Source organism: Robertmurraya massiliosenegalensis JC6, assembly GCF_000311725.1.
GTDB classification, from domain to species: domain Bacteria; phylum Bacillota; class Bacilli; order Bacillales; family Cytobacillaceae; genus Robertmurraya; species Robertmurraya massiliosenegalensis.
Window position 1 is genome coordinate 469,480 of sequence record NZ_HE978515.1, and the last position, 12,139, is coordinate 481,618.

Annotated in this window: 9 protein-coding genes and 2 pseudogenes; 8 read left to right on the forward strand and 3 right to left on the reverse strand. The window is 33.8% G+C overall.

Translation table 11 applies throughout. The features are described 5' to 3' along the window. The 3 genes and pseudogenes from BMSHG_RS18670 to recU (BMSHG_RS18680) form a co-directional block, all read left to right on the forward strand. Positions 1-909 (forward strand): annotated as a pseudogene (locus BMSHG_RS18670) (hypothetical protein); the annotation flags it as partial. Beyond that, entirely contained in the window at positions 885-1,580 is a 696-nt protein-coding gene (locus BMSHG_RS18675) for a hypothetical protein (RefSeq protein ID WP_019155990.1), read from the forward strand. The pseudogene BMSHG_RS18670 and the gene BMSHG_RS18675, both read left to right, overlap by 25 nt. A 41-nt stretch (positions 1,581-1,621) precedes the next feature. Next, complete coding sequence (gene recU, locus BMSHG_RS18680) at positions 1,622-2,230, forward strand: Holliday junction resolvase RecU (RefSeq protein ID WP_019155991.1); 609 nt, start codon at positions 1,622-1,624, stop codon at positions 2,228-2,230. 398 nt (positions 2,231-2,628) lie between these two features. Here the strand turns inward: recU (BMSHG_RS18680) and BMSHG_RS18685 are convergent, their stop codons facing one another. Then, positions 2,629-3,000, reverse strand: a complete 372-nt coding sequence (locus BMSHG_RS18685) for a hypothetical protein (protein WP_019155992.1) — start codon at positions 2,998-3,000, stop codon at positions 2,629-2,631. A gap of 641 nt (positions 3,001-3,641) precedes the next feature. Between BMSHG_RS18685 and BMSHG_RS18690 the strand changes: the two genes are divergently transcribed. The 3 genes from BMSHG_RS18690 to BMSHG_RS27190 all read left to right on the forward strand — a co-directional run bounded on the left by BMSHG_RS18690 (position 3,642) and on the right by BMSHG_RS27190 (position 7,567). After that, on the forward strand, positions 3,642-4,199 hold the full coding sequence (locus BMSHG_RS18690; RefSeq protein ID WP_019155993.1) for a hypothetical protein: 558 nt from the start codon (positions 3,642-3,644) through the stop codon (positions 4,197-4,199). A gap of 65 nt (positions 4,200-4,264) precedes the next feature. Further along, on the forward strand, positions 4,265-6,610 hold the full coding sequence (locus tag BMSHG_RS26525) for a glycoside hydrolase domain-containing protein (RefSeq protein WP_019155994.1): 2,346 nt from the start codon (positions 4,265-4,267) through the stop codon (positions 6,608-6,610). Between the two features lie 321 nt (positions 6,611-6,931). Then, complete coding sequence (locus BMSHG_RS27190; RefSeq protein ID WP_019155995.1) at positions 6,932-7,567, forward strand: hypothetical protein; 636 nt, start codon at positions 6,932-6,934, stop codon at positions 7,565-7,567. A 213-nt stretch (positions 7,568-7,780) separates the two neighbouring features. Here the strand turns inward: BMSHG_RS27190 and BMSHG_RS18705 are convergent, their stop codons facing one another. Further along, a complete protein-coding gene (locus BMSHG_RS18705) occupies positions 7,781-7,978 on the reverse strand; it encodes a DUF7695 domain-containing protein (RefSeq protein WP_019155996.1) in 198 nt (65 codons plus the stop codon). A 586-nt stretch (positions 7,979-8,564) separates the two neighbouring features. Between BMSHG_RS18705 and recU (BMSHG_RS27780) the strand changes: the two are divergent. Beyond that, positions 8,565-8,966: pseudogene (recU, locus tag BMSHG_RS27780) on the forward strand (Holliday junction resolvase RecU); the annotation flags it as partial. A 31-nt stretch (positions 8,967-8,997) separates the two neighbouring features. Further along, positions 8,998-11,589, forward strand: a complete 2,592-nt coding sequence (locus BMSHG_RS18715; protein ID WP_019155998.1) for a transglycosylase domain-containing protein — start codon at positions 8,998-9,000, stop codon at positions 11,587-11,589. A 43-nt stretch (positions 11,590-11,632) separates the two neighbouring features. On the opposite strand, the gene BMSHG_RS18720 is transcribed toward BMSHG_RS18715, so the two are convergent. Next, the gene (locus BMSHG_RS18720) at positions 11,633-12,079 is read right to left on the reverse strand and encodes a YpoC family protein (RefSeq protein ID WP_148346979.1); all 447 of its coding nucleotides are present in this window, start codon (positions 12,077-12,079) and stop codon (positions 11,633-11,635) included. Positions 12,080-12,139 lie beyond the last annotated feature (60 nt).

The window sequence follows — 12,139 nt, forward strand, 5'->3', positions numbered from 1 at the left end:
CAAATTATGGATCAAATCATGATTAGTCCGGAAATATATTATGAGATTAATAATTATATTAATTTTACTAACCAATATGGAGAAACGAAAACACTGATTTCCTATAAATCATTGGCAGCATTAGATAAAAATTATCACTGGCAGAGAAATAATCAAAAAAAGAATTTAAACTATTTTTCAAATCAAACTCTCTATCATTTATTAAACAGATTTTATAATGAAATCGTAGAACAAAAATATAATGTTCTAGTAAAGAAAGAAAATAGATTAACACCCATACATACTCGTCATATTGCTTTTGTTAATTTAATGCTACAAGGGATTCCACCAATTGAAAGAGCAAGATTAGGCGGGCATCAAACAATTACAGCACAATTTCACTACTCTTATCATATTGAACAATGGGTAGACACAGAAGTATTTAAATTAATGATCCAATATCAAAATTGGGGTGTAGAAAATAGAGTTCAAGAGGATCAGAAATCCCCTGTCTTTATCCCTGAAAAAATAAAGGAGAAGGCCTACTCAGCTATCTCACCTAGTTTCAAAATGAAATTAAAAGAGGTTGGATATTGTACAGATAGACTTCAACGTTGTCAAAGTAAAGAATGCATTTTATGTGATTATTGGGGTATTTCACCCGATGAATTAGAAGAAAAATCCGATGTCATTGTTAAGAAATTATTTGATAGACAAACCGAAATTAAGGAAGTTGTTTCCGTACTAGAGAACATTGAAAGACAATTATTAACCAATGAATTGAGTGGATATGATCCTTCGTTTCAAATTAAACATATGACAACGATTAATCGTTTAAATGCAAAAATTAAGCAAATTTCAATGATACAAGCTAAAGTTGGCATGCTAGGAGGGAAAATTACATCGTGGGACAACGAGGAAGAAATTTAACCTTATCAAAGGATCAAGTAAACGGAATAATCGGGATGTTTAAAGCTGAAAGAAAAACTTCTGGTTTGATTAAACCGATGGAAATGTTTAAATTCACAGAAGAGTTATACAATCAAGGAAGAATTCCCTCCCTACCTTCTTATGAATTTTGGAAGAAAAAAGATCGGCTTGGAAGACAGTTGATTGAACAAAGAAATAGAATTGACACAGTAAAGTTAACCAATTCGGAAGGTAAAGAGATTACAATACCAAATGTGACTGATTTAGTTGAAAAAAAACACAAAAATAAAGAAGAGCTATTAGAAGCCCTAGTTCCATTGGAAAATCACCTAAGAAATTCAATTAATCGGGAAATTAATTTAAAAGAAAAAGTTGCAAGTTTAGAGGTGGAAATTTCCAATATAAAATTATCAAAAAAAGAGTTGCTATCAGAAAAAGAGGAACTACAAAATCTAGTGTTTGAACTTTATAGAATGATTATGAAGGAATATAAAAGCGAAACTAAAGAATTTGCTCTATCAGCCCTACAAAATGTTTTTAAAAACCCTTTGGAAATTCTTATGCATACACAAGAAAAAAGCGATAATGATTCAAATCAAATGTTCAATGAAGAAAATATTGTTTCAATCGAAAGTAAAAAGTCCTTTAAAAATAAGTTTAGGGCTGAATAGAAAAGTTATGTTAATATAAAACCTTTTAGGTGGTGTTTTAAATGGATATAAAGTATCCTAATGGCAAGTCATTCATTAGGAATCAAAATAAAACTAAGCAAAATAAGATTACCAAAAAAAAGGCTTCGTATTCTAACCGAGGAATGCAATTAGAGGAAATGATAAATGAAAGTAATGAGTTCTATCTTACTCAGGATATTTGTGTTGTACATAAGAAACCTACACCCATAACAGTTGTTTCTGTAGATTATAGTCGTCGTGCTTCTACGCGGATAAATGAGGCCTATTATCAGACTCCCTCTACTCTTGATTATAGTGGCGTATATAAAAGTAAGCATCTAGATTTTGATGCAAAAGAAACAAACAACAAAACATCATTTCCACTAAGTAATTTCCATCAGCATCAAATAGAGCATATGGAGAGAGTTAAAAAACATGGTGGAATTTGCTTTGCAATATTTTATTTTAAGACCTTAGATAAGATTTTTCTTTTGGATGCAGAAGTAATCATTGAGTATTGGAAAAATCAATCTAACGGTGGAAGAAAATCAATTCCTATACAAGTATTCAATGACAAGGGGAATGAAATTAAGATTGGATATCGTCCAGCAATAGATTATATAAAAATTGTTGATAAATTATACTTTTAAAATTCTAACAACTATAACATCTTAATATAGCACTTTTCACTTTTTAGTTTTATAAATATAAGCTCACCTAACCCATTGAATACTTTCACATTAAAAATATTTGATGGGTTAGGCTTAGGCTATATAAAATTTATACTTAGGTAAATCTTATTTCAAATACTCATATTTCTTGCTATACTAATCGGTATTGGAATGTTGCGCAATTTTGCTCTTTGTTGATTCTCAAAATTATTTTCTATATCTGTTATTGCCAAAAAGATTGAAGTGATAAATGGCATGTCATTCTTTGATAAATTCTTTGCTATTAAAAGAAAAAAACTATGTCAAGGATAATTACATTTCAGTGGCCCTAATTACCCATAAGTAAGGTTGTCCAATTTTAGACATTTTTACAATAATTAGTTATTAAACTTAATCTTAACAACGTCTGGTTCTCTTTTTTGCCTAATTAGGATAACATTAGCTTCATAATCATTTTCCCATTCTACAGATAAATCATCAGGTAGTTTAGTTTTCATAATTGATTTATCATCATAGTTAATTCTAAGGGTTGGGTCAGGAAATTCATCTATCCTAACAATTTCAATTGTATTTATGTTATTAGGAGAATGACTGACCATCAACTGAGTTTCTTCAGGATATGAAAAATATAACCAAACCGGTACTAAAACAACTACAAGCACTAGAATAACTATCCCAAAAAAACAGCCAATTCCTGTAAAAAGTTTAGCTTTTTGCTTATTTAAGATGTAATCGTCTTCTCCATTCATTTTATCTTCCCTTCTTTTCATTAAGCTTGTTTATACTTATATAGCAATTTTAAACACTTAATTCTTATTACAATCGCGCAATAAGCCAGCCTCTTATATATCCAATTATTTAAAAAAGTATGTAGCTACACTTTCAAGCCTTGAATAAATGAATGTTAATGTGTATTCATTTATTCAAGGCTTGAAAGTTTCTCCAACTTTATATTACTTCAAATACCTATGAAAATATACATCCAAATTATCATTACTGCTGATTTTCTTAATTATTATTCATTAACGTACTTCTAATAAGTCCCCTTGTATTTCCCTTTTTCTCTTCAATAATCTTATTTGTTTCAGTTAGATTCTATATGATTAATAATTTTTTTACACTTTTTTATTTCCACCATACCGTTTTAAGTTTAAGACCTCCTTATAAAGAATGATTTCTTGAAAAAAGCCACACTGCGATGCCCAAAAGATTTAAATTTAAACGCAACAGGATGTTTGTTAAGGTCAAACATACAGTTTTGTCTGTTTTGGTACAAGTACCCTTCCAGATTTTATCATTATTAATATACTTTACTAATGTCTATTGAAGAGCCAATAATTCTTTTCAATCAATAGACAACACTATAAAAAAATAAGGAAGGATGAACAGTATGCCAGTATGTATTAACCGAAGTGGTAGAGCAGTACCTGTTTATGATTATTATGATGTGACAAAACAAATCGGGACAATCTATAACCTAGAACTATTTGGTTTTGCACCGGGTTGGGGAGGAGATGGAGTATTTGATTTTATTGTATTTAGGAACCCTAGTGGAAATGTAGTACAGGGTTGTTTAAATACCAACGAATACAATTATCCTAGCAGCGTATACACCACCGCTTACCAATCAAGGTATCGATATGGAACTGTAACACTTGGAGGAACCACATACAATACTTTTAAAATGACGCGTACAGTAAGCGTTTATCGGACAGATGGTAGCCGTTGGGGAAGTGTTGCAGCAGGACAGTATGTTGCTACGAACTCTACAGCGAATGGTAGTTCAAGGCCAGATTGGCAATTAATCCACTATGTTCGTAGTACAAGTGGACAATGGGTCAGGGTAACAAGTGGAACTAATACAAATTATGGATTTGTAAATATTGGACTAGATAAAGGATCGATGTACAACACAATTTCTATGGATGGACTATGGATAAATAATTAAGTAATTTCTTCAAAGATATAACTGAATTATTTACTTTAAAGTAAATGAAAGGGAGGAAGATAAAGATGGATGAGATGGTATTAGCAGTACAAGAATGGGTTAATGAAAAGTACGGTGATCATCCCGGATCCAGCAGAATTCCTGAAAATGGTAAAACAGGTTGGTCTACTGTGTACGCATTAACGCGTGCATTACAAATTGAATTAGGTATAACTAACACAGCTAATAATTTCGGACCTTCCACTGAAGCCGCATATAAAGCGTTTGGCGAAATGTCCTTTGACAATGTACCTAATACAGAACAAGGAAGAAATATCGTTAAAATTCTTCAGGGAGCATGTTGGTGTAAAGGCTATAATCCCGGAGCGTTTAATGGCATTTTTGGTCCAGCTACCGAACGTGCAGTTATAAAGTTACAACAAGACGCAGGACTGCCTCAACAAGATGGAGTAGTATATGTACACGTCTTCAAAGCCTTCTTAACAATGGATGCATATGTACTAACTTCTGGTGGAGATCCACAAATAAGAGAGATTCAGAGAACATTAAATAATAAATACTATCAATACTCAGGAGTTCAACCATGTGATGGTCATTATCAAAGACAAACAAACCGAGCGTTAATTTATGCTTTACAAACTGAAATCGGCATCCCTGCACACCAACAAACAGGAACTGTTGGACCTGCGACGAGAGCAGGATTGCCTAATTTAACCATCGGTTCAAGTCAAAGTAATTTTGTTAGGTTATTAAAATATGCAATTGTTTTTAACGGATACACTCTAAGTAATATTAATGGAACCTTTGATAATGAGTTGAGTAATGTTTTACGAGAATTCCAATCTTTTACTCTTTTAAACCAAAGTGGTAAAGCTGATTATCAAACATGGATGTCATTATTAGTTAGCACAGGTGATCCAAATCGAAAAGGTACAGCATGTGATGGGATAACACAAGTTACTTCTGCAAAAGCACAGACACTTGTTAATGAAGGTTATGTAATTATTGGTCGGTATCTAACTAACGTTCCGGGTGGCTTAAATAAACGAATACAACCGGGCGAACTACAGACTATTTTTAACGCTGGACTGTCTGTGTACCCCATATTTCAGGAAAGTCATGCAAATGCGAGTAACTTTTCTCGTAATCAAGGATATGAGGATTATCAGAAAGCCTTTAGAGCAGCCGCATCCTATGGTTTTCCTAAAGGAACAACAATTTATTTTGCAGTAGACTTCGATGTATTAGGTCACGAAATTTCTAATGCCATAATTCCCCACTTTATAGGTTTAAATGAAGCAAAAAATGATATGGGGAACCAATATAACATTGGAATCTACGGGCCACGTAATGCGTGCATTCAAGTATCCAATAGGGGATTAGCTGATTATAGTTTTGTTAGTGGACTTTCTACAGGTTTTAGTGGGAATTTAGGCTATCCTTTACCAGACAATTGGGCTTTTGATCAAATATCAACTATTACAATCGGATCAGGTTCGGGAGTGATAAATATCGATAATAATATAAATTCTGGTAGGGATTCAGGTGCTTCTTTTATTGATGATAGTGTTGAAGTCCCAAGCGAATTACCAGAAGACCCGAACAATTTGTCTTACAATGAATTTAAAATTATTGCATTAGGTGCTTCCAAATACGCTAACGAAGAAGGTAACTCTAATATTGATGATTTGAATTATAATATAAGTGGTTATTATAGGAAGGGTGTATATACTGGTCCACGATGGGCAGCTTTAGCTGGTTTTTATCCATTATTCTTCGAGTTATATTTAGAGAATTTAGTTGGTCAACCCCTAGACCCTTTCATCGACTTAATTGACCCAATCGAAAATCATCCTATTGGCGTTCAGCATATGTTTGCTGTTGTGAATAGTTACTATGGTAACTTTAAAGACTCTGTTGAAATTACAGATATAACTGGCTGGGCAGGTGACTTAATTACAATGGCAAGAAATGTAGTTATGTACAGAGATCAATATGAAGGAAGCTTAATTGATCAAACGTATGCAGCAGCTTACGATTTAATAGGCATGGTTGAAAATGAACCTTTTGATGATTTACTATTTGATTTGGATGACTTATTAGGTGATGTTGATGCATATAACATTGCTTACGAAGCCAAAAAACTAAATGTGAGTATTGCAGAAATTTTCCCAAGTTACTATACACTAGGATTAGTAAATACTCGTTTTACTAGGTTTTTCAATCAACGTTTTAATGGTGATAGAGCAAAATTATTAATTGACGTTGTAGAAGTTATGACAGGCGGTATAGAGTATGCAATTGTTAGAGAAGAACTAATCGGAGATTTAAATCTTAGTGAAGGTGAATTAGAAGCAATCGCTGTAGCTTTTTATAATAAAATCCTGTATTACGTCGATCAAGGTAAGTAAAATAAAATGGTTATGACAAAACTCTATTAAAATAAATACTCGCATGAATTCAAAGTTCCTTTATTTTATGCGATTTTTTGATAAATGGTTCTCAATATTATCACTTATGTCCCAGCCATTAGAGAATAAATACTAAATCAATATTAAGTTTCAATTGTTTAAAACACCGAATCTCAAACTATCAATAAATTTAATTGCCCTGATTTTTGGAAGTTTTTAGACTTTCTTCTTCCCCATTGTTACAATACCAATTATCCTGTATATTTAAATCAGCTATATTTGTAATCTATATAAACTAATGATTGAAAAGGGTTGATACCAATGAAAACCAAAATGAAACTAATTATATCTTTACTCGTTTTTATTTCTATTCTTATTGTTTTCATAATAATGTATCAAAAACCGAACGGACAAACAGATGTTATAAAAAGCAATGACGAAATAGCGGAAATAAAAACTGAAAAAAATAAAGAAGTTCCAAACGATGAAGATAAACAAGTAAGTATCAATGATGATGCCGATAATTTAACCGAAATTGAAAATCCTGAAAAAAAACAAAATGAAAGAATATCGCTATTTATTTCAAAATACCATGAAAGCTTAAATGAAATAACTTCTTATGATAAATACGAAAATATAGATTGGCTTGGTATGAAGTCAATAAAGGAAAATATGTCAAATGAAATTAAAAATTTGTTAAACAATCAAGATTCCTACCCACCATCTATGGAATTAGATTTAGAACGCATTTTGCAATTAGCCGAAATCAGCTTAGATAACCAAGACCCAAACTCCGTTATATATATCCACCGAATCCTTCATGATTTAGATGTTGAGTATAATGACTATACACCTAATAATAAATTTGGTTTTTCCAACTACGATGGAGGGGGAGAAAATCAATTAACTGTTTCAAATTATATTAAAGAACACAAAAAGCCAGAAGATACTTACTAAGTATCTTCTGGCTTTTTTAAACAATACAAAAGCTAGTTTGCCAATGACTTACATATAATGGCCCTTATTTTAATATCTCCCATCACTTCTACTGTATCAGCTAATTTTATTTCCCCAAAAAAATCTTTTTAAAAATTCATTGTTATGAATTACTTTATTTAGCAAGAATAAGTCAGCCAAACAAGGATTACCAAAATCTTTATCTAAAAATGTTTATTCAAATTCCGATAACTCTTCAAAGTGATTCTCTGGCGGGTTATTTGAAAAAGAACGTTTAGCGTACTCTAATCCACCATCTACAGTAACCTTTCCACATTTGCATCTTTTAAAATCATACAGACTTCTTGATTCTATAACATCACCACAGTACTTACATCTAATCATATTCCTTTTTAGCTTTTTCTCAAACATCTTTCTCTCCTTTTACATTTCCAATCAATAACTGGGATAACTGGTTTTTTTCGGGAAATTCTTCTTCCAAACACTAAAGCAGGATTGATGAACTATTCACAGCCTTTGTAATCCCGAACAGATGTTCTCTACTATTTTAATGCTCCTACCTATTACCAACGCTTCTTCTGTACTCAATTAAATGCTGGATACAAATGTGATATAATAACTATGCTTTGGAGTTGTTTGAAATATAAGACCAAGGATTTTTCTCGGATAAATTGTGATAAAATTATTAATTGTGGTATATCATTATTTTGTAAATAAATGAAGGACTAAGGTCAATCTACACCATTTTATATAATGGTTTTATTAGCCTACTTGAAAATGGAAGGTAATCCTTCAAGTGGTCTTTCTATATAAAGTCTGCCCCTGTGTAGCAATTAATAAAAGTTTTTGTGTTCAAATGACAAATTTGATGTAAAATAGTGTCTTAGAGTAATTAATTATTATAAAATAAGCTTGTAGGATAAAAATTTTCGCCTGTTTCAAAAGGGCGAAAATGCAATAGTACAACGGTCACAAGGAATATTATTTTTCGCCCTTTAAAATTCATGCCTATAAAATTACAGAAGCTTATTTTAAGCAAGCATCAACTACTGATTATAATGGGGTATACAAAGGAAAATATATTGATTTTGAAGCAAAGGAAACGCGATTTAAAACATCCTTTCCCCTGCAAAATTTTCATAAGCACCAAATTGAGCATATTAGGCAGGTACTCAATCAGCATGGAATCGCCTTTGTCATTCTTCGCTTTTCGACCATTGAAGAGGTGTTCTTTCTTGAAGGCAAGGACTTACTTTTCTTTTGGGAAAGGATGGAAAATGGTGGAAGGAAGTCAATCACCATTTCAGAAGTTGAACAATATGGACATAAGATTTCGCTTGGTTTTCGACCTCGAATTGACTATATTAAAGTCATAGATAAGCTCTATAATCTGATGTAGTCGTAAGTAGTAAAAGGAAGGATGAACATATATGGCAGAAAAATACCAATCAAGAGAGGAGCGCCGTAAGCAAGTTAGTCAACAAAAAGGAAAAGGCAATAAAAAAGTAAAACTATCGATTAAACGTATTTTTCTTTTTCTTGTTGCATTAGGAATTGCAGGTTTGCTTATTGGTGCTGGAACTTTTGCTTATATGGTTAAAGATACGCCAGAACTTGATGAAAAATTATTGAAGGATCCAATCTCGTCCGAGCTTTATGATATTAACGGTGAACTATTTGCGGAGATTGGCTCAGAAAAACGTGATTATGTCAATTATGAAGATATTCCAAAGCAGGTTGAGGAAGCGATATTGGCTACTGAAGACACCCGTTTCTATAAGCATAATGGAATTGATTTGATTCGTCTTGGTGGAGCAGTCGTAGCCAATATTACCGAAGGCTTTGGTGCTGAAGGCGCAAGTACGATTACCCAACAGGTCGTCAAAAACTCCTTTTTAACACCTGAAAAAACGTTGTCCCGTAAAGCTCAAGAAGCATGGTTATCCTTTCAATTAGAAAGAAAGTACACAAAGCAACAAATCTTTGAAATGTATGTCAATAAAATTTGGATGGATTCAGGCGGACATGGAGTTGCTACTGCTGCAAAAGTATTCTATGGCAAAGAACTCGATCAATTAACATTAGCAGAAACGGCATTACTTGCTGGGATGCCACAAAGTCCAGCCAACTATAATCCATTTAAAAATCCGGATAAAGCCGAAAAACGCCGTAATATCGTTCTAACTTTAATGCACAAACACGGCTTTATCACACAAGAAGAAATGGAAGAAGCTAAAAATGTTGATGTTGCATCAACACTAGTTCCAGAAGACGAACGACCAACTGGCGATATCCCGTATGATGCCTTTGTTGGCCATGTCGTAAAAGAAATCAAGGCGAAGTATCCAGATCTTGATCCTTTTTCAGACGGTCTTAAAATATACACGACACTTGAACCCGATGCACAGAAATATGTAGAAGACATTCTAAACGGGGATGAGATTATTGAGTATCCAGATGAAAAATTCCAAGCAGGAATTTCCCTTTTAGATACAGCAACTGGACAAATTCGAGCTCTAGGTGGTGGACGTAACCAAACGGTTGACTTTGGCTTTAATTATGCCACTGATGCAAAGAGACAACCTGGTTCAACGATCAAGCCGGTTCTTGACTACGGTCCTGCAATTGAATATTTAAAATGGGGAACATATCATACTTTAGATGATAAGCCCTATACGTACTCAACTGGCGATAAGATTAGCAACTGGGATAATAAGCATATGGGCGTGATGACGATGCGTACTGCACTGGCATTGTCACGAAATATCCCTGCTCTGCAAGCGTTTCAAGAAGTGGGAGAAGAAAAGGCAAAGCAATTTGCCATAAGTTTAGGAATCCCACTTAAGGAAATCCATGAATCATACTCGATCGGCGGATTTGGTGGTGAGGATAAAGGAGTTTCTTCACTTGAAATGGCTGGTGCGTATAGCGCATTTGGAAATAATGGTTTTTATACTGAGCCATATTCTGTTATTGAGATTCAGCTTCGCGATGATACAAAGTTAAATATGAAGCCTGAGTCTAAGGTTGTCATGCAAGATTATACTGCGTTTATGATTTCCGATATGCTAAAGGATGTCGTACGAACAGGTACTGGAACTCGAGCTAATATTTCTGGCTTACCACTAGCAGGAAAGTCAGGAACAACGAACTACCCTGATGCAGATAAAAAGAAATACAATATTCCGAATGGAGCTGTACCAGATGCCTGGTTTGTTGGGTACACAACCAATTACACAGCCGCTGTATGGACTGGATATGATAATAAAAATGAAAATTATTTAGAGGGCGATGAACAAAAAATCGGCCAAAGATTGTTCAAAAACATCATGGAACATGTTCATAATGGCAAAGAAACTCAAGACTTCAAAGTTCCTAACACAGTTGAAAAAGTCCAAATCGAAAAAGGAACCATTCCTGCAAAATTAGCAAGTGAATACACGCCAAGTGACATGGTCATTACCGAATATGCAGTAAAAGGGAATGCTCCAAAAGAAGTATCCGAAAAGTATAATAAACTTGAAACACCTGTGGATCTAAAAGCTGACTATGATACAGAAAGAAATGAAATTGTGTTAAGTTGGAATTATGTCGCAGAGAACGCAAACGGTGTTCAGTTTGAAATCTATGCGAAGAAAGATGACGGTGCAGAAGAACTCTTGACCGCTCAAGCTGAAAAAACGCTTAGAATGAAAGCTGATTATGGTGGATACTACACCTTCAAAGTTGTAGCGATTCGCGATGAACAAAAGAGTGATCCAGCTACCGCTGAAATTCAGATTCCTGACCCATTTATTTTTGATGGTGAAGATGACGAAGAGGATAACGGTAACAATAACGGTCACGGTCCTCCTTGGGGGCGTGATGATGACGATGAAGAAGAGAATGATCAAGACAACGAAGATCAAGGAAATGAAGACCAGGGTCAAGGTGAGAATCCGGACGGCGGTGAACAACAAGGCGGAAACCAAGACCAAGGTCAAGGCAATCAAAATGGCGGAAATCAGGGGAACCAACCATAAAATAAAGCGTCTAAGCTGCAAATGCTTAGACGCTTTTTCTTTATCATTTTCTCATTTTTTTCATGGCAATGGCTTTTTTATAACTTTTTTCTTGTTCTAAAAAGAGTTCACATAATTGCATATAAGAATGGAATAAATTAGGTCTGTCCATAATAAATTCAAATCTTTCCTTAATGTTCACTGGTTTAATTTGTAGACTCCCATATTCGATTTGAGGATGTAGTATGACAGGTCTTTCATTTGTCCAAAAGAGGAATTCAATAAAAAAGCTTATCCCTTTTCTCATGAAAATGAAAGTGTCCTTCTTATTTCTATTTTCAAAATGTGTTTGCAGCTGTTCTTTCACTAACAGCCATTCCTGCAGGAGTGTGGAAATGCTCTTATCAGGAGTTTCCCATGGCCTCACAGTGTCTTTCCCCGAAAAATAGACAGCTTCATGAACAAACGGAGAATGACAATTGAGTTGCTTCTCATACAATGAATCGACCACTATCTCCTCTCCTTCTGAAAAAAAGAAAGGATGCACTAATTCCTCAGGTATTGTCCACCT

What these genes read in the sequence shown, in the direction of transcription:
- BMSHG_RS18685 (WP_019155992.1), bottom strand. Translation starts at nt 3,000, where the DNA reads ATGAATGGAGAAGACGATTACATCTTAAATAAGCAAAAAGCTAAACTT.
- BMSHG_RS18690 (WP_019155993.1), top strand. Translation starts at nt 3,642, where the DNA reads ATGCCAGTATGTATTAACCGAAGTGGTAGAGCAGTACCTGTTTATGAT.
- BMSHG_RS26525 (WP_019155994.1), top strand. Translation starts at nt 4,265, where the DNA reads ATGGATGAGATGGTATTAGCAGTACAAGAATGGGTTAATGAAAAGTAC.
- BMSHG_RS18705 (WP_019155996.1), bottom strand. Translation starts at nt 7,978, where the DNA reads ATGTTTGAGAAAAAGCTAAAAAGGAATATGATTAGATGTAAGTACTGT.
- BMSHG_RS27190 (WP_019155995.1), top strand. Translation starts at nt 6,932, where the DNA reads ATGAAAACCAAAATGAAACTAATTATATCTTTACTCGTTTTTATTTCT.
- BMSHG_RS18715 (WP_019155998.1), top strand. Translation starts at nt 8,998, where the DNA reads ATGGCAGAAAAATACCAATCAAGAGAGGAGCGCCGTAAGCAAGTTAGT.
- recU (WP_019155991.1), top strand. Translation starts at nt 1,622, where the DNA reads ATGGATATAAAGTATCCTAATGGCAAGTCATTCATTAGGAATCAAAAT.